At 63.4% G+C, this 22,138-nt stretch carries 18 protein-coding genes and 2 pseudogenes; 4 read left to right on the top strand and 16 right to left on the bottom strand.

The features are described from left to right. Positions 1–43: 43 nt before the first annotated feature. Positions 44–961, bottom strand: a complete 918-nt coding sequence (locus JG739_RS01210; RefSeq protein ID WP_202364884.1) for a hypothetical protein — start codon at positions 959–961, stop codon at positions 44–46. A 246-nt stretch (positions 962–1,207) separates the two neighbouring features. Continuing rightward, positions 1,208–3,679 carry a DNA topoisomerase (ATP-hydrolyzing) subunit B gene (gene gyrB, locus JG739_RS01205; protein WP_202364883.1) on the bottom strand — a complete coding sequence of 824 codons (2,472 nt, stop codon included), beginning with the start codon at positions 3,677–3,679 and terminating at the stop codon, positions 1,208–1,210. A gap of 346 nt (positions 3,680–4,025) precedes the next feature. Between gyrB and JG739_RS01200 the strand changes: the two genes are divergently transcribed. Next, entirely contained in the window at positions 4,026–5,396 is a 1,371-nt protein-coding gene (locus tag JG739_RS01200; protein WP_202364882.1) for a cytochrome P450, read from the top strand. Positions 5,397–5,542: 146 nt separating this feature from the next. Here JG739_RS01200 and JG739_RS01195 read toward each other — a convergent pair whose 3' ends face one another. The 12 genes and pseudogenes from JG739_RS01195 to JG739_RS01140 all read right to left on the bottom strand — a co-directional run bounded on the left by JG739_RS01195 (position 5,543) and on the right by JG739_RS01140 (position 15,691). After that, positions 5,543–6,517 carry a complex I NDUFA9 subunit family protein gene (locus JG739_RS01195; RefSeq protein ID WP_202364881.1) on the bottom strand — a complete coding sequence of 325 codons (975 nt, stop codon included), beginning with the start codon at positions 6,515–6,517 and terminating at the stop codon, positions 5,543–5,545. A 117-nt stretch (positions 6,518–6,634) separates the two neighbouring features. Then, a pseudogene (locus JG739_RS01190) lies at positions 6,635–6,880 on the bottom strand (DoxX family protein); the annotation flags it as partial. A gap of 6 nt (positions 6,881–6,886) precedes the next feature. Continuing rightward, the gene (gene tnpC, locus JG739_RS01185) at positions 6,887–8,527 is read right to left on the bottom strand and encodes an IS66 family transposase (RefSeq protein WP_183445373.1); all 1,641 of its coding nucleotides are present in this window, start codon (positions 8,525–8,527) and stop codon (positions 6,887–6,889) included. Positions 8,528–8,603: 76 nt separating this feature from the next. After that, complete coding sequence (tnpB, locus tag JG739_RS01180; protein ID WP_183445374.1) at positions 8,604–8,948, bottom strand: IS66 family insertion sequence element accessory protein TnpB; 345 nt, start codon at positions 8,946–8,948, stop codon at positions 8,604–8,606. Beyond that, positions 8,945–9,268 carry a transposase gene (locus JG739_RS01175; protein ID WP_199202988.1) on the bottom strand — a complete coding sequence of 108 codons (324 nt, stop codon included), beginning with the start codon at positions 9,266–9,268 and terminating at the stop codon, positions 8,945–8,947. Before JG739_RS01175 ends, tnpB begins: the two co-directional genes overlap by 4 nt. Before the next feature lie 78 nt (positions 9,269–9,346). Then, positions 9,347–9,562 (bottom strand): annotated as a pseudogene (locus JG739_RS01170) (DoxX family protein); the annotation flags it as partial. A 172-nt stretch (positions 9,563–9,734) separates the two neighbouring features. Further along, complete coding sequence (locus JG739_RS01165; protein WP_202362577.1) at positions 9,735–10,934, bottom strand: IS256 family transposase; 1,200 nt, start codon at positions 10,932–10,934, stop codon at positions 9,735–9,737. 388 nt (positions 10,935–11,322) lie between these two features. Next, positions 11,323–12,324: an Ldh family oxidoreductase gene (locus JG739_RS01160; RefSeq protein ID WP_202364880.1), complete on the bottom strand. Its 1,002-nt coding sequence runs from the start codon at positions 12,322–12,324 to the stop codon at positions 11,323–11,325. Between the two features lie 35 nt (positions 12,325–12,359). After that, on the bottom strand, positions 12,360–13,172 hold the full coding sequence (locus tag JG739_RS01155) for an ABC transporter permease (protein ID WP_202364879.1): 813 nt from the start codon (positions 13,170–13,172) through the stop codon (positions 12,360–12,362). Further along, complete coding sequence (locus tag JG739_RS01150) at positions 13,172–13,885, bottom strand: ABC transporter permease (protein ID WP_244749913.1); 714 nt, start codon at positions 13,883–13,885, stop codon at positions 13,172–13,174. Before JG739_RS01150 ends, JG739_RS01155 begins: the two co-directional genes overlap by 1 nt. A 143-nt stretch (positions 13,886–14,028) precedes the next feature. Continuing rightward, positions 14,029–14,823, bottom strand: a complete 795-nt coding sequence (locus JG739_RS01145) for a transporter substrate-binding domain-containing protein (protein WP_202364878.1) — start codon at positions 14,821–14,823, stop codon at positions 14,029–14,031. A gap of 55 nt (positions 14,824–14,878) precedes the next feature. Continuing rightward, a complete protein-coding gene (locus tag JG739_RS01140) occupies positions 14,879–15,691 on the bottom strand; it encodes an ABC transporter ATP-binding protein (protein WP_274609459.1) in 813 nt (270 codons plus the stop codon). A 218-nt stretch (positions 15,692–15,909) separates the two neighbouring features. Here JG739_RS01140 and JG739_RS01135 point away from each other — a divergent pair, with 218 nt between their 5' ends. The 3 genes from JG739_RS01135 (at position 15,910) to JG739_RS01125 (ending at position 19,208) form a co-directional block, all read left to right on the top strand. Continuing rightward, positions 15,910–16,758: a dimethylarginine dimethylaminohydrolase family protein gene (locus JG739_RS01135; RefSeq protein ID WP_202367291.1), complete on the top strand. Its 849-nt coding sequence runs from the start codon at positions 15,910–15,912 to the stop codon at positions 16,756–16,758. Continuing rightward, positions 16,755–18,335 (top strand): 5-guanidino-2-oxopentanoate decarboxylase, encoded by a 1,581-nt coding sequence (locus tag JG739_RS01130; RefSeq protein WP_202364877.1) that lies wholly within the window; start codon positions 16,755–16,757, stop codon positions 18,333–18,335. Before JG739_RS01135 ends, JG739_RS01130 begins: the two co-directional genes overlap by 4 nt. Before the next feature lie 165 nt (positions 18,336–18,500). Beyond that, positions 18,501–19,208 carry an SDR family NAD(P)-dependent oxidoreductase gene (locus JG739_RS01125; RefSeq protein WP_202364876.1) on the top strand — a complete coding sequence of 236 codons (708 nt, stop codon included), beginning with the start codon at positions 18,501–18,503 and terminating at the stop codon, positions 19,206–19,208. Positions 19,209–19,353: 145 nt separating this feature from the next. On the opposite strand, the gene rpsA is transcribed toward JG739_RS01125, so the two are convergent. Both rpsA and cmk read right to left on the bottom strand, forming a co-directional pair. Next, positions 19,354–21,051, bottom strand: a complete 1,698-nt coding sequence (gene rpsA / locus JG739_RS01120; RefSeq protein WP_202364875.1) for a 30S ribosomal protein S1 — start codon at positions 21,049–21,051, stop codon at positions 19,354–19,356. Between the two features lie 205 nt (positions 21,052–21,256). Continuing rightward, positions 21,257–21,907, bottom strand: a complete 651-nt coding sequence (cmk, locus tag JG739_RS01115; RefSeq protein ID WP_202364874.1) for a (d)CMP kinase — start codon at positions 21,905–21,907, stop codon at positions 21,257–21,259. Between the last annotated feature and the right edge of the window lie 231 nt (positions 21,908–22,138).

The following is a 22,138-nucleotide window of genomic DNA, read 5'->3' as shown; positions in this document are numbered from 1 at the left end:
GTCGATGCCGGGGCGGCATCGATAGAACCCCTCAAGCACCGATTCAACGGTTGGTTAGGAAGACCTCCTCCTCGTCGTCGCGCTGCCTGCCGCCAAGCGCTGCCGCGGCGCTTGCAATGAAAGCGCCGACCACCAGCGACAGCGCGCCAAGCAGCGCGAAGGTGGCACCGGCTTTCCTGGCGGTATCGGCGGCCTGCTGGGCCTGGACCTTCGCCTCTTCGACCCTGGCAAGCACGGCATCGACACGGGCCCTGGCATCGGGTTCTGACAGTCCGGTGCGGGCGGCTACCAACTGCGACAGGTAGGTCCTGTCGTCGCCTGAGACTTCGCCTGCTGCTGCGCTCGCGATCAAAATGCGCGAGGCCTGCGCCGTCGCCGCCGCATCGTTCTCCGGGCTGGCGGCAGCAACCCTGGCCGCATCGGCCGGGCGGAACAATGCATCGACGAAGTACGACGTTGCGTTGTCGGTCGCGGCGCCTCCGGCGTTTGCAGTAGCACCTGCCGAAGCGCCCATTGCCGCGCCCGACGCGATTGTCGAAGCGGCCTGGACGCCGGTTCCGACAGCTGCCGAAAGCGCCGAGCCGAGCACACCGGCGACGAGCAACGTTGCAAGCGCCCAGGCGAGGAAGCCGTGTGCGGTATCGCGGAAAAAGACCTCATCGGTGTGGACGCCGACCCATTTGGTGCGTAGGCGCCCGGCAAGATAACCGCCGACGCCCGACGACAGCCACTGCACGATGATCAGCCACGCAGCCGTGGAGGCCGCGAAAGTTGTGACTGAGGTGCTCAAGCCAGACCACGGCGAAACCATCGTCAGCCCGAGCCCGGAGCCGAGCAGCATCAGGATCAATGTTAGCGTCGAGGCAGCAAAGGCGCCGGCCACGATTGGCCCCCAGCTGACAGCGGTAGAGGAGGATTCCGTGGGTGCGGAAACGTCGACAGCCGTTAGGGTTGACTTCATGTCAGCCCCCTAACGTGCGAAAAGCATGATGAGAATAATGATCGGAATCGGGACTCCGAGAAGCCAGAGCAAAATGCCACGTCCCATGAGTGCCTCCTGCGGCGATTGTGATCGGTTACAATGCCTTGGATGCTCTTCCGTTCCGACCGGCCCTTATGATCCTTTTGTTGCGACGCAGCAGGGATCGTTGGTGGGCCTGGGCCTACCAATATCTTAAGTGTCCGAAGCTGAGCAGCTGCTTGGGCTCTAGATGTCCAGATTGGCCACCGACAGCGCATTGTCCTGGATGAACTCGCGCCTGGGCTCGACCTCGTCGCCCATCAGCCGCGAGAACAGACTGTCCGCATCGGTGGCGTCAGTGACCTTGACCTGCAGCAGCGAGCGCACATTCGGGTCGAGCGTGGTCTCCCAGAGTTGCTCGGCATTCATCTCGCCGAGGCCCTTGTAGCGCTGCATGGTCAGGCCCTTGCGGCCGGTGGCAAACACGGCATTGAGCAGCGCCAGTGGTCCCGAGATGGTTTCGGATACATCCCTGCGGCGCAGCACCGGCGGCTCGCCATAGACTTCTGCGAGACGCGGCGCATAGCGGTCGAGTTGGCGGGCGTCGGCCGAATTGATCAGCGCGAGATCGAGATGCGCGAACTCCTTGACGCTGCGCACCGTGCGCTCGAACACATAGCCGCCGACCCCTTCGTTTGAGGTCGACATGCGGCCGGTCCAGCCGCGTTCGGTGTCCTCGGCGATGATGTCGAGGCGCCGGGCGACACGCTCGGCCATGGCGTTGGCCCGGCCGAGATCGGCGAAGACGTCCGGATTGAGCGCGCCGGCGATCGCCGCCTGCTCGACCACGCCTCTGTTATAGCGGGTGTGCAGCCCGTTGATGAGCTGGCGCACCGCCAGCGCATCGTCGATGGCGCTGCGCAGGTCCTGTCCGGCCCGCACCTCGCCGGTGCTGAGCGCAAGCGACGCCTCTTCCAGCCCTGAGCCGATCAGGAATTCCTCGAAGGCGCTTTCGTCCTTGATGTATTGCGAGCTCTTGCCGCGCGTCACTTTGTAGAGCGGCGGCTGGGCGATGTAGAGATGGCCGCGTTCGATCAGCTCCGGCATCTGCCGGAAGAAGAAGGTCAGCAGCAAGGTGCGGATGTGGGCGCCGTCGACGTCGGCGTCGGTCATCAGGATAATCTTGTGGTAGCGCAATTTATCTGCGTTGAACTCGTCCTTGCCGATCGAGGTGCCGAGCGCGGTGATCAGCGTGCCGATCATGTCGGAGCCGAGCATACGGTCGAACCGGGCCCGCTCGACATTCAGGATCTTGCCGCGCAGCGGAAGAATGGCCTGGTTCTGGCGCGAACGGCCGCCCTTGGCCGATCCGCCGGCGCTGTCGCCCTCGACGATGAAGATTTCGGACTTCGCCGGGTCGCGCTCCTGGCAGTCGGCCAGCTTGCCGGGCAGCGAAGTGACGCCGAGCGAGCTCTTGCGGGTGATGTCGCGCGCCTTGCGCGCGGCTTCGCGCGCCGCTGCCGCCTGGATGACCTTGTCGATGACCACCTTGCCCTCGGTCGGGTGCTCTTCGAGCCAGGTGCCGAGCGCCTCGTTGACGAGCCCTTCCACAACCGGGCGGACTTCGGACGAGACCAGTTTGTCCTTGGTCTGCGAGGAGAATTTCGGGTCGGGAACCTTGACCGAAAGCACCGCCGTCAGCCCTTCGCGGCAATCGTCGCCGATCAGCGCCACCTTCTCCTTTTTGGTCAGGCCGGTGGATTCGCCATAGCCGGTGATCTGGCGCGTCAGCGCGCCGCGGAAGCCGGCAAGATGCGTGCCGCCGTCGCGCTGCGGAATGTTGTTGGTGAAGGCCAGCACATTCTCGTGGTAGCTGTCGTTCCACCACATGGCGACTTCGACGGTGATACCGTCGCGCTCGGCCTTGATGGCAATCGGCTTGTCGATCAGCGGCTTCTTGACGCGGTCGAGATATCTGACGAACTCCTCGAGCCCGCCATCATAGTGCAGCTCATGGCGCACGACGTCGGCATGGCGGGCATCGGTCAAAATGATGCGCACGCCGGAATTCAGGAAGGCGAGTTCGCGCAGCCGGTGCTCCAGCGTGCCGAAGTCGAACTCGACCATGGTGAAGGTCTCGGTCGACGGAAAGAAAGTGATCTCGCTGCCGCTGCGCCCCTCATAGGTGCCGGCAACCTTGCGCTGCTCATAGCTGCCGGTGACCCTCAGCGGTCCGTCGGCATTGCCGTGCGAGAAGCTCATCTCGTAGATCTGGCCGTTGCGGCGGATCTTCAGCTTCAGCCAGGCCGACAGCGCGTTGACCACCGAGACGCCGACGCCGTGCAGGCCGCCGGACACCTTGTAGGAGTTCTGGTCGAATTTGCCGCCGGCATGCAGCTGCGTCATGATCACTTCGGCCGCCGAAATGCCTTCGCCGGTGTGGATATCGGTCGGAATGCCGCGGCCATTGTCGATGACCGTCACCGAACCGTCGGGATTGAGCGTCACCGTGACGAGGTCGGCGTGTCCGGCCAGCGCCTCGTCGATAGCGTTGTCGACGACCTCATAGACCATGTGATGCAGGCCCGAGCCGTCGTCGGTATCGCCGATATACATGCCGGGCCGCTTGCGGACGGCATCCAAGCCCTTCAAAACCTTGATGGAATCGGCGCCGTACTCGGCCTCAGCGCCGTTGGCGTTGTCGATCTGATCGCTCATGAAAACCTGTCTGATTGATGCCGCACATCCAGCGCAAAAAATCGGCTCCGAATCGCGCGTCCTTGATGTTCAAGATATAGGCGCAAAAGGCGGTTTTTCCAAGGTTTGCAAGCATTTCCGAATGGAAGAAGAGCACGCTCGGCCGGCCAGAACGTCGGACCCAAATGTGGGCCCCGGTTTGAGAACTGAGTGGCGGCTACAAGAGCAGGCCGGCCTGCTTCGACGATCATCTACTCTCCGCTGCCTCGGTCACAGTTCCGCAGAGCGGGCGCTTCGCCCTTGCCGTTCGGCGACATGGACGCTTGGCTTGCCAGCCACTACATTGGGATGACCAGCGGAGCACGCCATGGACAGTCAGCCCGCCCCCTTTGTCCCGCCGGCGCCGAAGCCGCGCACGTCGCCGCCTTCGACGCTGGAGATGATCCGCATCGTCTATCGCAATCCGCTCGAACTGTGGGGCGAGCCGACTTATAACGAGCCCTGGATTTCGGTCACCGGCATCGGCGGGCCTCTGGTCATCGCCAACGACCCCGGCCTCATTCGCCATGTGCTGGTCGACAATGCCAAAAACTACAAGATGGCGACGGTGCGCCAGATGATCCTGCGGCCGATCCTGCGCGACGGCCTGCTGACCGCTGAGGGTGAGGTCTGGCGGCGTTCACGCAAGGCGATGGCGCCGGTGTTCACGCCGCGCCACATCTTCGGTTTTGCCGAGCCGATGCTGAGGCGTACGCGGGAGTTCGTCACCCGCTACGAGGGCGGCGGCACGTCGGACGTCGCCCACGACATGACGCTGCTTACCTTTGACATCCTGGCCGAGACACTGTTTTCCGGTGAGATATCAGGTGAGCCGGGCAGTTTCGCCAAGGAGATCGACCGGCTGTTCGAGACCATGGGCCGCGTCGATCCGCTCGATCTGTTGCGGGCGCCAGACTGGCTGCCGCGCCTGACCCGCATCCGCGGCCGCAAGACCATGGCCTACTTCCGCAAGATCGTCACCGACACCGTCAAGATGCGCGAAGAGCGGCTCAAGCACGATCCGGACAACGTGCCACAGGATTTCCTCACGCTTTTGCTCAAGGCGGAGGGACCGGACGGGCTGACGCGCGCCGAGGTCGAGGACAACATCATCACCTTCATCGGCGCCGGCCATGAAACCACGGCGCGTGCGCTTGGCTGGACGCTCTATTGCCTGGCCGAAGCGCCTTGGGAGCGCGACAAGGTCGAGCGCGAGATCGACGCCGTGCTGGCGCGCGAGCCCGACCCGACAAAATGGCTCGACGCCATGCCGTTCACCCGCGCCGCCTTCGAGGAGGGGCTCAGGCTCTACCCGCCGGCGCCGTCGACCAACCGCGAGCCGATCGAGCCCGAGACCTGGAACGGCCTCTACATACCGAGGCGTGCTGCGGTGCTGGTCATGCCCTGGGTGGTCCACCGCCATCGCAAGCTGTGGGACCGGCCCGACGCCTTCATGCCCGAACGCTTCCATCCGGGAAATCGCGAGAAGATCGACCGTTTTCAGTATTTGCCGTTCGGCGCCGGTCCTCGCGTCTGCATCGGCGCCGGCTTTGCCATGCAGGAGGCGATCATCGCTCTGGCGATCATGCTGTCGCGCTTCCGCTTCGATACCACCGCCGAGACCAAACCGTGGCCGGTGCAGAAACTGACGACGCAACCGCAGGGCGGCCTGCCGATGCAGGTCACGCGGCGGCTTTAGTGCATGTCGCGCAAAAGCATGCCCTCGGGCCCTGACCCGAGGGTGTTCAGCGGTTTTGCGATAACGACATGCATAAACAACCAGCTAAAGCGCGTCGCATGAGGCCGGTCAAACGCGACGCGCGCTTTAGCAAGCTGCTTGATTGGCTATTCCGCTGTCTTGCGCTGGAACTGGCCGGCGGGCCGGTAGCGCCAGAGATAGCTCGGCAGGATGCTGCCGATCGACTGTGGCTGGATATTGAGGCCGGCGAGCGTCCGGTTTTCCCTGATTGCCGCGTCCGACACGATGTTGTCCTCGCGCAACTGCAGGACCTGATCCTTGGTCAGCAGCGGATTGGGCAAAAGCCCGAGGATCGATGCCTGCATGTTCGCCACCCACCACGGCACCGACACCAGGAACCGCTTGCGGTCGATCATCGCAAGCATTTCCTGCATGCATTGCTTGAAGGTGAGCACCTGAGGGCCACCAAGCTCGTAGATCCGGCCGCCTTGGACCTTTCCGTCAACCGAGCGCGCCACCGCTTCGGCGACATCGCCGACATAGACCGGCTGGAATTTGGTCCGCCCGCCGCCGATCAGTGGCAGGACCGGCGAATAGCGTGCCATGCTGGAGAAGCGGTTGAAGAAACTGTCCTCGGGGCCGAAATTGATCGAGGGCCGCAAGATGACCGCATTCTCGATCGTTTCCAGGACCGCTTTTTCACCGAGCGCCTTGGTGCGCGCATACTCGGATTGCGCGTTCAGATCGGTGCCCAGCGCCGAGATATGGGTGAGCCCGGCGCCGACGGCGCGCGCCGCTTCGGCGACCGCGCGTGCGCCGAACTCATGGACGGGCGTGAACTTCTGCCGACCGCTCTCATGCAGGATGGCTACCAAATTGACGACATGGTCGGCGCCCTGCACGGCGCGGTCCACCGACCAGCGCACGCGAACATTGGCCTGCACCGGCTGGATCTGGCCGACATTGCCGAGCGGCTGCAGATGGCCGGCGAGATCGGGCCGGCGGCAGGCGACCCTGATGCGGTAGCCGCGCCTGGCCAGCGCCCGCACCACATGGCGGCCGACAAAGCCGGAGCCGCCGAACACGACGACGAGCTTTGGGGTCTGCAGGATTTCGGTCATTGCTGGCTCCGGCGCGCTTTCCAGATTTACTGGGCTTGGCTGAAGCCGTTCATAATCGGTTTCGCGCCGAAGGCAAAGGGCGATCCTTTGTCGCCGTTTGCCGCGCTGTCGGCTGGTTCAGAACGCCTTGCCGATCCGCGCGTCGACCGATTGGCGGTTGCCGCCGCGAATGACGAAGAAGAACAGGATCGCCGCCCATAGCAGCGATTTTTCAGCGCCCGAAAACCCCTCGCCCATGGTGACCCAGTGGAACCACACGGTGACCAGAAGCACGAACATTCCGGCGAAGGCGGCCGGGCGGGTCAAGAGACCGATGGCGATGAAGATGCCGCCGAAGAACTCGGTGCAGGCCAGCAGCACCGTAAGCGGTCAGCCGATAACGTCAGGCCTAAAGTTCCAAGGCATGAGCATTTCGATTTCGGATGCCGGCCAGCCTTGAGCGATGCGGGTCAAGGTCTGCGAGAGCCAGTCGAGCGGATCGACGCTGTTCATTTTGCAGGTTTGCAGCAAGGTGGCTACCGTCGCCCAGGTTCGTCCACCGCCGTGGCTGCCGGCGAATAGACTATTCTTTCGCGTGATCGTCTGGGGCCTGATTGCACGCTCGACGATATTGGAGTCGATTTCGATGCGACCGTCCATCAGAAAGCGTTCCAGCGCCTCCCGCCGGGTGAGCGCGTAGCGGATCGCCTCGGCGGTCTTGGATTTTCCGGAGACCTTGCCCAGTTCCGCTTCCCATAGATCGAAGAGGCTCGCGACAATGGCCACGGACTTTTCCTGACGTAGCGCGGCGCGGCTTCCGGCATCCTTGCCGCGGACCTCGTCCTCGACCTTCCACAATTCGGTCATGGCGATGATCGAATCCGTCGCGGCCTGCGAGACCCCGCTGATGTGCAGGTCGTAGAATTTGCGCCGCAGGTGAGCCCAGCACCCGGCGAGCCGGATTGTTTCATTGCTGCCGGCTTTGGCCCGTGCCTTGACCAGGTTGGTATAGGCCGAGTAGCCATCCACTTGCAGGATACCGCTGAATCCGGCGAGGTGGCGCGCCACGCAATCCGCACCTCTGCTGTCTTCAAAACGATAGGCAACCATTGGCGGACTGGTTCCGCCATAGGGTCGGTCATCCCGTGCGTAGGCCCACAACCAGGCTTTCGTGGTTTTCCCGGAACCAGGGGCAAGGGTGGGCAAGGTCGTCTCGTCGGCGAAGACCCTTTCGCCCTCCTTGATGCGCTCCAGTATGTAATCAGCAAGCATCTGCAGCTCGAAGCCCAGATGCCCCATCCACTGCGCCATCAACGACCGGCTGATCTCGACGCCGTCGCGCAGATAGATCGCCTCCTGCCGATAAAGCGGGAGGCCGTCGGCGTATTTGGAGACGGCGATATAGGCGAGCAGCCGCTCCGTCGGCAGCCCGCTTTCGATGATGTGCGCCGGCGCCAGAGCCTGGACCACGCCGTCACGGCCCCGGAAGGCGTATTTGGGACGGCGCGTGACGATGACCTGGAACTTCGGCGGCACGACGTCCAGCCGCTCGGATCGATCCTCGCCGATCAGAACCTTTTCAAGCCCCTCGCAGTCGGCCGGGATTTCCGGCTCGACGACCTCCTCGATGCGTTCGAGGTGGGCAGCAAAGCCCTTGCGCGGACGCGGGGCGCGCTTCGGCTTGTTCCCGACCGCGCGGTCGAGTTCGCTCCGGATTTCCGAAAGGCCGGTCTCGACCTCTTCGAAGGCAAAGGAGGCCTGCTCGTCGTCGATGGCCAGGCGTAGCCGCTCGGAACGCGTGCCATGTTGCGTGCGCTGTAAAACTTTCAGGATTGACGTGAGATTGGCGATCCGCTCGCTGGCGCTTTTCTCGACAGCTTTCAGCCGGGCGACCTCCGCCTCAGATGCTGCGATCCGAGCGTCGGCGACTGCGATCCGGGCCTCGCTTGCAGCCTGCTCGCGAGCCATGGAAAGGATCATCGCCTTCAGCGCATCAACGTCGTCGGGAAGGGCAAGACCCGGTAGAACCATGGCAAGCAACAGAGCACAAAAACAGCCGCTTTCCCAACCGTTCCAGCCGCATGATTCATCTTGCCGCAGGCCGGTTTCAGCCCGTCGATAACGGCCGCCTGACCCTGGCCGGACGAATCTTTTTCCAGTCCAGTCCGGCCAGAAGCGCCATCAACTGGGCGTGGTCGAGACGCATGCGCGCGGCCGATATCCCCGGCCAGCAGAAGCTGTGATCTTCCAGAGTCTTCGAATAAAGACAAACCCCGCTGCCGTCCCACCACACGATGCGAACCCGGTCCGCACGCTTCGAACGGAATACGTGAAGTGCCCCCGAGAATGGGTCCAGGCCGCCATCCCTGACCAGCGCCATCAAAGATGCCGCGCCCTTGCGGAAGTCGACCGGCTGGCACGACACGTAAACCACCACACCGGAAGCGATCATGCCTTACGAACCGCGCGGATGATCCTCGCCAGGCGATCGGGATCGACATCGCCGCCGGCGCGCACCACTGCGTCGCCAATGACGATTTCCACCGTGTCGCTGCCCACCGCTTCAAAGCGCGTGAACTTCGCCGGCTTGCTCGCTCCCTCCGTCAGTGGCGCAACCATGCCCGACGAAAGCGCCTTGCGGCGCCACGCATAGAGCTGCGAGGGGTCCAGCCCCTCGGAACGCGCAACCGCCGAGCGCGGCTTGCGTCGGGACGGCACAGGCTCCGCCGTCAAAATCTCGAATGTTCGATGATGGCTCATACTGTCGCTCATAGGATTCTCCGCATGATTCATGCTGAAAATGAGCGATCAACCGCCTGCACGCTACGTGGGGACGCCTACGCGCTTACGCAGCACCGACCAGAACGCGCCAGGATAGAAGCCGAGACCTTCGACCATCGCGGCGGCGCCGAGCGGGTCGATGATCTTGCCAGAGCCATGGATGGTGAGGAAGATGCCGGCCACGGCACGCAGGATAGTTTCAGAGGTGGTGTGCAGCGCCGCATAGAGGCTGCCAAGGGCGGGGACGAAAAGGCTTCTGCTGGAATTGTCGGTGCTTGCGGACATCTGGGCTCCTCTTTTGCTGCTTCGCGCAAACAGCCGCCACCCCAGTCAAAGTCAAATGAACAAAAGTTGTGTGCGTCAAGTTCTGCAAAAATGGCGTGGCATTCAGCGGTGACGTTGGCGTGTCCGCCGCGCAGCCCCCGTGTTTAGCGGAGCGGCGGACATGGCGGCCGCGTCAGGCGGCCAGTGCCCTCAGGTTCTCCTTCTTGTGCTCGCGCAGATGATCCATGTTGAGGTAGCGGGTCGCCTCGAGCCAGTTCTCGTGGATCTCCACCGCCAATGCCCGAACCAGCCGCAAACAGCTCTGCGGGTTGGGGAAGATGCGAACGACCAGGGTGCGCCGCTTGATCTCCTGGTTCAGCCGCTCCAGCATGTTCGTCGACTTCATGTGCTTGTGATGCGGCAGCGGCAGCCGATAGAAGCTCAGCGTCTCCTCGATGTTGTTCTCCACCCAATCCACCAGCTTCGGGTATTTGGCCTGCCATTTGGCGATCCACTGCGCCAGGTCGCGCTTGACCTCGGCGAGGTCGCGCCGGTCATAGAACCATCTGAGCTCCATCAGGCAGTCGTCATCGACCTTGCGCGGCACATAATCGAGCGCGTTTCTGAGGAAGTGCACGTAACAGCGCTGCCAGACTGCCTCGGGCAGGACTTCGCGGATCGCTGCCCTGAGCCCCGGATGGTCGTCGGAGACGACAAACTCGACGCCGGCGAGCCCGCGCTGCTTGAGCCCTGCCACGAACGCGCGCCAGCTCGAATGGCTTTCACGGTTGGCCAGCTCGACACCGAGCACCTGGCGCCGGCCTTCCCAGTCGACGCCGATCGCCACCAAGACGGCCTGGCTGGCGATCACGCCGGCCTCGCGCGCCCGCTCGTAGCGCGCGTCCAGAATGAGGTACGGGTAAGGTTCGGCAAGCCGCTGCTCAAAGAACGCCTTCAGCGCCTCATCCAGCCGCGCCGTCGCCTGGCTTACCGTCGAGGCCGAGAAGGAATGGCCGCACAGATCCTCGGTGATCGCCTTCACCTTGCGCGTCGACACGCCTTGCACGTACATCTCGACCAGCGCCGATACCAGTGCCTTCTCCGAGCGCTGGTAACGCTCAAACAACTCCGTCGAGAACCGGCCGGCCCGATCTTGCGGAACCCGAAGTTCCAGCACGCCAACCCGCGTCACAAGCTTGCGTTCGTAATAGCCGGACCGGTAACCAACCCGCTCCGTCGTCCGCTCGCCTTTCTCGGCCCCGATCGCCTCCGTCATCTCGGCTTCCAAAGCCTCCTGCACCACAGTCTGCAAAACTCTGCGGAAGCCGTCCTCATCCGACAACAGCAACGCTTTCAACTCGCCTCTGCTCAGTCTAACCTCTCGCTTGGTCATGGCACTTACCCTTCCACGGGAATCGGTGATCGCAACGTCACCAGCGTGCCATGGCCGCCCCTCGCCTCAGAGTAAGGGCTGTTCTCTCTCCAGAGCTTTTTGCAGAACCTTCAGAACACTATCGGAACAAAAGTTGACCGGGAAATGCATGTTACTGGTCAGATGCGGGAGAGCCCGGAAAACCAGCCGACGCGAGGGTTATCTGGGTGACCTCTGTTTCCGGAACCTGGTTCGACGAGGCCGCCTGGGCGTAACGGCAAGTACGCCCATAGTCGCGCGATCAGCTATCCGACAGGTGTGGACGTCTTCTGTCTGTTTCGTTCGACGAGTGCGTAACGGCAAGTACGCCCGCTGTCGCGCGATCAGTATCCGACAGGTGTGGACGTCTTCAGGAAGAATACCGAGCGGCGAATTCGGAGATCCGCTGCACCACGGCTTTCGGAGCACTTATGCCCCGTGCCGCTGCCTTCTCCGCCGCTTCGGCCCGGGCACGGCCGGGCACATGCACGCCGTAGCGGCGGCGCAACCGGTCGAGTTGATCCTTCATCCGCTTCTCGAAATTCGGATCGAGCAGCTTGGGCTCGACGGCCAGCACGAAGAGGCCGGTTCCGGGACTGTCCGGGCCGTCGGTGAACCATGGCGCATCGAGCGACCAGTTGGCGCCCGACAGGCCCGCCGCCAGCACTTCGACCATAAGTGCGATGTTGGCGCCGCGCTGGCCGCCGAAGGCTAGCATCGCGCCTTTCATGGCGGCGGCAGGATCGGTGGTCGGGTTGCCGCTCGCGTCCAGTGCCCAGCCTTCTGGAATTCTCTTGCCGTCCTCGGCCGCCTTGCGGATGTTCACAAAGGCGGTGGCGCTCGACGACTGGTCGATCACCAGCGGCGCTCCGTCGGCGGCGGGCGCGGCGAAGGACATCGGGTTGGTGCAATAGACCGGCTTGACCGAGCCGGAGCCGGCAAGCACGGCCGGTCCATTGGTCGCGGCGAAGGACACCAGCCCCTGCGCGGCCAGCCGTCCGGTGAAATAGCCGAGCGCGCCGCATGTATAGGCGTTTTTCTGCGAAAAGATGGCGACGCCGAACAGGCGCGCAGCCTTGGCAAGATCGTCGATGGTGCGATCGAAGCCGGTATGCGCCAGACCGCCGCGTGCGTCGGAGAGATAGATCGCCAAAGCCGGCCTGGTGATGACCGGCTCGGCCTTGCCGTCGATGCGGCCGGCCTCCAGCGCTTCGAGATAGTCGATGAAATGCGACAGTCCGACCGTCGACAGACCTTCCGCCTCGGCCGCTACGATGGAGGCTGCAAGCGACTGCGCCGCTTCCTCATTGGCGCCGGCGCCGAGCGCCGCCATCCGGCACAGCCCTGTCGCCTGGTCGAGACTAAGTTGCATTTCGTAAGTCCTGAATTCGTGAAACTGTCTCGATGTCAGCCGAGCCGGTTCGGAATCCGCGCCTCGAGCCGGCGGAAGCCGAAGACCAGGATACCCGTGATGGCCATATAGACCAACGCCAGAAGCAGCAAGGGTTCGTAGGTGACGAACAGATCCTGGCGCACCCTCGAGGCTACGGCATAGATGTCGACCATGGTTATGGTTGCCACCAGTGGTGTTGCCTTCAGCTGTAGAACGGTTTCGCCGGCCAGCGTCGGCAGCGCCCGGTGGATCGCCTGCGGAAGCCATACTCGCCTGAACATTTTCCAACGGCTCATGCCGAAAGCTCGGGCCGCCTCGAGTTGACCTTTTGGTACGGCTGCGAAGGCGCCACGCATTATTTCGCCTTCGTAGCCAGCATAGGAAATCGTCAGCGAAAGAACCGCGTAAGGCCATGCCTGCCTAAGAATGGGCCAGAGGAACGACTCGCGGATCCACGGAAATTGTGGGAACAGCGAACCGAGCCCGAAGTAGAGCAGCCAGAGTTGGAGCAGCAGCGGCGTACCACGAATAACCGTGCAGAACACCTTGGCCGGAACACTCAGAATCGGCGGGCCGATCACCTGCGCGAGGCCGAGGGGGATAGCGAGGGTGATGCCCAGAGCCGACGTCACCACCAGCAGCCATATGGTCCGCCATATGCCCTGCAAAGCCAGCGGCAGGTAGGTGGGCAGCCAATCCCAGCGCATGAGGAAAATCGACGCCAATATGACAACCAGCGCGATCAGGATCAGCGCTATCCGATGTGGGCGCATCCAGAGCGAAGCTCGGGCGGCGGCGTTAATGACCGGGGTTTGGGCAGCCGCCATCAGTGAGTTCCCACGATCGAAGGCATGCCGCGTCGCGCCCAGCGCTCAACACGCCCGATGACGACGTTGGAGACGAGGGTGAGAACGAGATAGAGCGCGCCCGCCGCCATGAAGAAGGTGAAATAAGCCTTCGTCGCGCCGGCTGCCGTCCGTGTGGTTTGCGTCAGTTCATTGACGCCGACTATCGCGAGAAGCGCGGTGTCCTTGGTGGCGATCAGCCACAGATTTGCTAGCCCTGGGATGGCGAAGGGCAGCATCGCAGGTAGCGTGATACGCCTCAGAAGCAGGCCGGGGGGCATTCCAAACGCCCGCGCGGCTTCGATCTGGCCTTGCGGAATGCCGAGAATCGCGCCGCGCAAGACTTCGGTAGAGTAGGCGCCCTGCACGACCCCGAGCACGCCTATCCCGGCGACAACACCGTTGATATCAATTGCGGCATGGCCGAGCGCGGTGAGCAACTGGTTGATGAGGTCGGTACCAGCGAAATAAAGCAGCAGGATCAGCACCAGTTCGGGCACGGCTCGGACCACAGTGGTATAGACTTCCAACAGGTCACGGACCACTGGCCCGCCATAGAGCTTGCCATAAGCGCCGCCGACGCCGATCACGAGGCCGATTCCAAAGGAGCCGAAAGCAATTCCGACGGAGTTTGCCAACCCTTGTAGAAGGCTGAGACCCCTGCCGTTCGGCGGCTGGAAGGAGAGCAATTCCAGCGAACTGGCTCCGAAGATGGTGGCGAGAACGTCGCTCAGCTTATGTCCCCTGGACTTCCGGGTTGAGGCGCCGATGATGTATCAAGCCGGACGTGCCATCGCGACGATGGCGGCTAGGCATGCCCGGCTTGATGCCGCTGCCGTCAGTTGGACTGAGACTCTTCGCCGTAGATGTCGAAGTCGAAGTACTTCTTGGTGATTTCGGCATACTTGCCATTGGCGCGGATGGCCTTGATTGCGGCATTGAGCTTGTCCTTGAGCTCGGTGTCGCCTTGGCGTACGCCGGCGCCGACGCCAGGCCCGAGCACTTCAAGGTCCGGTGCGACATAACCTTTGAGGTCGCAGCACGCTTTGCCTTGATCCGACTTCAAAAATGCGTCGAGCGCGATCGAATCGGCCTGAGTGGCATCGATCCGGCCGGCGGCGAGATCCTGATTTGCCTCGTCCTGCGTCTGGTATTCTTTGATCTCGGCAGCATCGGTGAAGTGCTTCTTGGCGTAAGCAGCGTGCACCGTGGACGCCTGAACGCCGACTATCTTGGCGTTCAGCCCCTCTGGCGTCGCATCGAATTTCTGATCCTTGGCGCCGATCACCGCAGTCGGCGTATTGTAGTATTTCTCCGAAAAATCGATTTCCTTCTTGCGTTCGTCGGTAATGGACATCGAATTCATGATCGCGTCGATCTTCTTGGTTTTAAGCGACGGGATAAGGCCGTCCCACGGGATTGGCGTCAATACGCAATCCAGCTTGGCTTCGCTGCAGATGGCGTTGACGATGTCCACTTCCCAGCCACCCCAGTTGCCGGAAGCATCCTGCGAGTAAAACGGGGGATAGGCTTCAGGCGAAAAACCCACCTTAATCTGTTCGGCGCTTGCCGAAAATGCGCCCGACAACGCGATCAGCGTGGCCGCGAGCGCTGTTTTGAGAAAAGGTTTCATTTATTCAGTTCTCCCGTTTTCTTGGTTTTGACGTTCCCGTCTGCTTTCTCGCAAGTCATCCAACATTGCGCAGAAACTGCTTCAGCCTTTCGGATTTCGGCGCGCCGAAGATCTGCTCCGGCGGCCCTTCCTCCTCGACCTGTCCGTTGTAGAGGTAGACGACATGCGTCGCGACCTCGCGGGCGAACTTCATCTCGTGGGTGACCAGCACCATGGTGCGGCCCTCGCGCGCCAGATCGCCGATCACCTTCAGCACCTCGCCGATCAGTTCCGGGTCGAGCGCTGAGGTCGGCTCGTCGAACAGCATGACCCGCGGATTGATGGCCAGCGCCCGGGCGATGGCCGCACGCTGCTGCTGGCCGCCCGACAGATAGGCTGGATAGACGTCGCGCTTTTCGGCCAGGCCGACGCGGGCGAGCAGCTTTTCCGCCTCGGCGATGGCCACGTCGCGCCTGACGCCCAGAACATGCACCGGAACCTCGATGACGTTCTCGATCAGCGTCATGTGGCTCCACAAATTGAAATTCTGAAAGACCATGCCGAGCCTGGAGCGGATGCGCTCGATCTGCTTGCGGTCGGCGGGAACGGTGTGGCCGTGACTGTCGGCCTTCATCCGGATCTCCTCGCCATTGACGCGAACGATCCCGCTGGTCGGGTTCTCCAGGCAATTGATGCAGCGCAGCAGCGTCGACTTGCCCGAGCCGCTGCCGCCGATGATGGCGATGACCTCGCCGTCACGCGCCGACAGCGAAACGCCTTTCAGCACATGCAGTTCGCCGAATCTTTTATGCAGGTTCTCGACATGGATGGCTTCGGCGGCGTCGTTCTGCGCCGTGTAGTTCAGGGCGGGGGCCGTGCCTTGCGCGATCACCTTTGCGGTGCCTCACGAAGTGGCTGGAGCCGTCGCTGCTGGAATTTTTTACCCATTACCATCACTGGACAGATTTTTCATTCTCAAGATGGACCGTTCCGCTTGTCTCCGTCAACCATGCTTTTTGGACCATTGATCGCGGCTCGCCGAGTGGCTATTGGCTGGATGGGATGTAAAGGGAGCACTTGGTGGGTAAAGCATACGGGTCGCAGTCCATGGCCGGGCCCCTGCAGCGTGTGCTGATGCGGTCCGCCGCAAGCGCCATGGCCCGCGCCAAAGCATCGGAATGGCACTACGGTGCGGGCTTCGATCCGCAAAAGGCCGCCGCCCAGCATGAGGCGCTGACGACGCTGGTTCTGGCATCCGGCGCCGCGATCGAATGGCTGACCGACGCCGATGACGGGCTCGCCGATTCGGTCTTCACGCATGATCCTTCGTTGATGACCGACCACGGCGCCGTCATCCTTGCCATGGGCAAGGCGTTGCGCCGGGCCGAGCCCGGCCTGCACGAGGCGGCCTACAAGCGCATGGGCGTGCCTATCCTCGGCCGCATCGAGCCTCCCGGACAGGTCGAGGGCGGCGATTGCGTCTGGGTGGATTTACGGACCCTGGCCGTCGGCCGCGGCGTGCGCACCAACCAGGACGGCATCCAGCAACTCGCCAACCTGCTCACCCCAAAGGGTATCCAGGTCTATGGCTACGACCTGCCGCTCTGGCATGGCGAGGACGCCTGCCTGCATCTGATGTCGGTGATCAGTCCGCTCGCCGACGATCTGGCGCTGGTCTATGCACCGCTTTTGCCGGCTGCCTTCTACCAGATGCTGCGGGCGCGAGGCATTCGCCTGGTCGAAGGCGACGCCGGGGAGTTCTTCGCCTCCAACGGCCTCAGCCTCAATGTGCTGCCGACCGCGCCGCGCGAGGTGATCGCCGTTGCCGGCTTCCCGAAGACGGCGGCGGCCATGGCGGCAGCCGGCTGCAGGGTTTCAGCCTTCGAGGCGGACGCGCTGTGCATCGCCTGCGAGGGCGGACCTACCTGCCTCACACGTCCGGTGCTCAGACAATGACGACAGTCGGCGAAGCGCTCATCACTTTGCTCGAAGCCCATGATGTCGACACGGTTTTCGGCATTCCGGGGGTGCATACGGTCGAACTCTATCGCGGCTTGGCGCGCTCGAAGATCCGCCACGTCACCCCGCGTCACGAGCAGGGCGCCGGGTTCATGGCCGACGGCTATGCGCGCGCCGGCGGCAGGCCCGGCGTCGCCTTCGTCATCACCGGACCGGGGCTGACCAACACCATCACCGCCATGGGCCAGGCCCGTGCCGATTCGGTTCCGATGCTGGTGATCTCGGGCGTCAACGCCACGCCGACACTGGGCAAGGGACTTGGCCATCTGCACGAACTGCCCGACCAGCGCGGTATGATGGAGAAGGTCGCGCTGTTTTCGCACCGTGTCACCGACGCCGACCAACTGCCGGGCGTTCTTGCCCGCGCCTTCGCCCTGTTTTCGTCGTCGCGTCCGGGTCCGGTCCATATCGAGATCCCGACCGATATCATGGTCAAGCCGGCCGACAGCATCGCTGCTTTGCTGACGAATGTCGCGCCGCCCGCGCCGGATCCGGCGGCGATAGCAGAGACGGCAAAACTTTGCGCGGCTGCCGGCCGCCCTCTGATCCTTGCCGGCGGCGGCGCCAAGAGAGCCGAAGCGCCGTTGCAGCGCCTTGCCGAAAGGCTGGGAGCGCCGGTTGTCCAGACGGCCAATGCCCGCGGCCTGCTGCATCGCCATCCGCTCGGCGTGCCGGCCAGCCCCAGTCTCAAGGCGGTGCGTGCATTGATGGCCGACGCCGATCTGGTCATTGCCGCCGGCACCGAATTCGGTCCGACCGACTACGACGGATACAGTGACGGCGGCTTTGTCCTGCCGTCCAATCTGATCCGCATCGACATTGGCGCCGACCAGCTTGCCCGCCGGCCCGCCCGGATTTCGATCCATGCCGATTGCGGCGCAGCACTCGAGGCGCTGCTTGTCGAGATTGGTACGGACCAGCCGCCATCGGGCGACGGTCCGGCTCGCGCCGCTGCGACAAGGCAAGCGGCCTTTGCCGAAATGGCCCCGGCCCTCCAGGCGCAAACCCGCGCCGTCGAGATGATCCGTGATGCATTGCCGGGCTCGATCATCGTCGGCGATTCGACCCAGCCGGTCTACGCCGCCAACCTCTATTACGATCACGACCGTCCGGGCGGCTGGTTCAACGCCGCAACCGGCTTCGGCGCGCTGGGCTATGGTGCGCCGGCGGCGATCGGCGCGGCGCTTGCCGTGCCTGATGCGCCGGTCGTTTGTCTCACCGGCGACGGTGGTTTCCAGTTCACGCTGCCGGAGCTTGGCGCCGCGCTCGACGCTGCGGCACCGGTGATCTTCGTCGTCTGGAACAATCTCGGCTATCGCGAAATCGAAACCTCGATGCTCGATGTCGGCGTCGAGCCGGTCGGCGTCTCGCCGGCGCCGCCTGATTTCTGCAAGCTGGCCGAGGCCTATGGCATCGCCGCCGAGCGGCTCGCCGGCATCGGTCATCTGGCAGACGCACTCAAGCGCGCGCGGGCGACCGGACTGCCGTATGTCATCGAGATCACTGTCGATTGAGTGCTGTGGCAGCGTCTGCCTGGGGATGGATCCGCGTCGGATGGCCGCCGGCTTGACGAGCGCAAACGACGCTGCGTTATCGAGATTTCGGTTGAGTGATCGCGCGAAAGGCGCGACCTTCGGCGGCGGCGAGCAGCGGCATATGAGTGACTGGAGCGGTCGAAGATGACGGATACACTGGACGGCAGGCATGTTGTGGTGACCGGCGGCACCGGGGCGCTCGGTGGCGCGGTTGTCGGCAAACTGCTGGAGCAGGGCGCGATCTGCCATGTGCCCAATGCCCATGCCGCCGCGCCCGCGCATTTTCCCTTCCCGGCACATGAGCGCGTCAGACTGGCGCACAATGTTGATCTCGCCGACCCCGCCAAGGTCGATGCGTTCTACGCCAGTGTAACGGATTTGTGGGCATCCATCCATCTGGCCGGCGGCTTCACCGCCGCGCCGGTCGAGAAGATCGAGCCCGCGTCCTTTGCCGAAATGATGGACACCAACGCCCGCACCACTTTCCTGTGCTGCCGCGCGGCGATCCGCTCGATGCTGGGATCTTCCGTGTCGGGCCGCATCGTCAATGTCACGGCGCGCGCCGGGCTCGATCTGCGGCGCGGTTCCGGCATAGTCGCCTATGCCGCCAGCAAGGCGGCGGTCGCGGCAATGACGGTGGCGATGGCGGAAGAACTCAAGGGCAAGGGCATCCTGGTCAACGCGGTCGCGCCCTCGATCCTCGACACGCCGGCCACCCGGGCGGACATGCCGGATGCCGATTTCAGCAAATGGGTCAGCCTCGAAGCGGCGGCGGAGGCCATTGCCTACCTCGCTTCGCCGGCCAATCTGGCGATGAGCGGCACTCTGGTGCCGCTTTACGGCAGAGCCTGATCTCTCTTTTTGTTGAACTCGGATTTCCCAAAATCGGCTTTGCCACGCTTTGTCCGATGCTCTGACCATGGTCAAACAAAAAACCCCGCCGGATCGCTCCGGCGGGGTTTGTTTACAGGCCGCGCGAGGCGCGGCGTTTGCAGATTTAGCTGCCCTGCTTCTTCAGCGCGGCACCCAGGATGTCGCCCAGCGAAGCGCCGGAGTCGGTCGAGCCGTACTGGGCGACCGCTTCCTTCTCTTCGGCGATTTCCAGCGCCTTGATCGAGACCTGCAGCTTGCGGGTCTTCTTGTCGAAGGCGATGACGCGGGCGTCGACCTTCTGGCCGACCGTGAAGCGCTCGGGGCGCTGCTCGTCGCGGTCACGGCTGAGGTCGGAGCGCTTGATGAAGGTCTCGATGCCGCTGTCGACCAGCCGAACTTCCAGACCGCCATCCTTGACGCCGGTGACCTCGCAGGTGACGACCGCGTTCTTGCGCAGTTCGCCTGATGTCGCCGCCTCGCCGGCCGTGTCCCTGGCCAGCTGCTTGATGCCGAGCGAGATGCGCTCCTTGTCGATGTCGACGTCGAGCACCTGCGCCTTGACGATGTCGCCGCGATTGTACTCCTCGATCACCTGCTCGCCCGGACGGGTCCAGTCGAGGTCGGAAAGATGGACCATGCCGTCGACATCGCCTTCGAGGCCGATGAACAGGCCGAACTCGGTCTTGTTCTTGACCTCGCCCTCGACCTGGCTGCCGACCGGATGGCTGCTGGCGAAAGCCTGCCACGGGTTCTCGAGCGTCTGCTTGAGGCCGAGCGAGATGCGGCGCTTGGCCGGATCGACCTCGAGCACCACCACGTCGACTTCCTGCGTCGTCGACAGGATCTTGCCGGGATGCACGTTCTTCTTCGTCCACGACATTTCCGAAACGTGGATGAGGCCCTCGATGCCCGGCTCCAGCTCGACGAACGCGCCGTAGTCGGTGATGTTGGTGACGGTGCCCTTGATCTTCTTGCCGATCGGGAATTTCGTTCCGATCTCGGACCACGGATCGCTCTCGAGCTGCTTCATGCCGAGCGAGATGCGGTGGGTTTCCTGGTTGATGCGGATGATCTGCACCTTGACCGTCTGGCCGATGTTGAGGATTTCGGTCGGATGGTTGACGCGGCGCCATGCCATGTCGGTGACATGCAGCAGGCCGTCGATGCCGCCGAGGTCGACGAACGCACCATAGTCGGTGATGTTCTTGACGACGCCTTCGACCACCTGGCCCTCTTCGAGGTTCTGCACGATTTCCGAACGCTGTTCGGCACGGCTTTCTTCGAGCACGGTGCGGCGCGACACCACGATGTTGCCGCGACGGCGATCCATCTTGAGGATCTCGAAAGGCTGCGGATTGTGCATCAGCGGCGAGACGTCGCGGATCGGGCGGATGTCGACCTGGCTGCGCGGCAGGAAGGCAACGGCGCCGTCGAGATCGACGGTGAAGCCGCCCTTGACCTGGTTGAAGATGACACCTTCGACGCGCTCGCCCTTGGTGAACTTCTCTTCGAGACGGACCCAGCTCTCTTCGCGGCGGGCCTTCTCACGCGACAGCATCGCTTCGCCAAGCGCGTTCTCGATGCGCTCGACATAGACTTCGACGGTGTCGCCGACCTTGAGCGTCGAATCCTTGCCCTTGACGCCGAATTCCTTCAGCGGCACGCGACCTTCGACCTTGAGGCCGACGTCGATGATTGCCATGTCCTTTTCGATCGCAGTAATCGTGCCCTTGACGACTTGGCCTTCGCCGGAATGGCCGGCGGAAAAAGATTCTTCGAGCAGGCTCGCGAAATCATCGCGAGTGGGATTTGCAACTGACATAGTTTCTCCTGGAATGCCCCGCATCTCAAGCGGGGGCGGGCGCCGTGGGTTAGCGTTGCGTTGGCCTGCCGGCGTTCCGGGCTTCAAAAAAGCCCTTGGCCGCCTAAGCGGCAATTCCGGCGCATGAAGAATGCTGGCAGGCTGGTTCGTGCCCGATATGGGTATCTTTTCGCCGCCGGCAATCGGCAACGGCAGGAAACCCGGCTCAGGCCTTGTTTCTCTTGGCCAGAACGTCGTCGATGATCGCCTTGGCCGCCAGGAACGCGGCTTCTATAGCCATTTCCGACGTGTCGAGCAAGTGCGCGTCGGCGGCCGGCTTCAGCGGCGAGTCGGCGCGACCCATGTCGCGCTCGTCGCGGCGCAGGATATCGGCGAGGATATCGTTGAAATCGGCGGTGCCGCCGATGCTGTCGATCTCGGCCAGCCTGCGTTGTGCCCGCACCTCGGCGCTCGCCGTCACATAGAGTTTTATGTCCGCGTCGGGACAGACGACGGTGCCGATGTCGCGGCCGTCGAGCACGGCGCCCGGCGGCGCCTTGGCGAATTCGCGCTGCTTTTCGACCAGTATGCGCCGCACCGACGGGATGACAGCCACTTTCGAAGCCGCTTCGCCGACCGCATGCGCCGACAGCACCGACCGGTCGAGCTTGGCCAGGTCGACCTGGCGGGCAGCGGTTTCGGCAGCCGAGACATTGTCGAGCGGCAGGCCGAGCCGAAGCAGCGCATGCGCCACCGCGCGATAGGTGAGGCCGGTGTCGAGCAGGTTCAGCCGGTAGTGGTCGGCCAGTCGGCGCGCCAGGGTACCTTTGCCCGCGCCGGCGGGACCGTCGATTGCGATGGTGAAGGTCGAAATCATTCGTCGCCCACCGTAACCGAAAATTGCAATGATCCAGACAGGCGTGGTGATCCTTCGCGCCCCCCTCTGTCCTGCCGGACATCTCCCCCACTTGGGGGGAGATCCGCTGTCATCGCGGCTTTCGCCAATTGTCTAAGTTGCAGGATTGAGCGGAGCGGCCAAGCCGCCGATCTCCCCCCTAGTGGGGGAGATGCCAAGTTTTGGCATAGAGGGCAGGACAGAGGGGGGCGC

The sequence above is a fragment of the Mesorhizobium sp. L-2-11 genome (genome assembly GCF_016756595.1).
GTDB lineage: Bacteria > Pseudomonadota > Alphaproteobacteria > Rhizobiales > Rhizobiaceae > Mesorhizobium.
The sequence above is the reverse complement of the archived record's forward strand: the minus strand, read 5'-3'. Positions and strand labels throughout refer to the sequence as shown.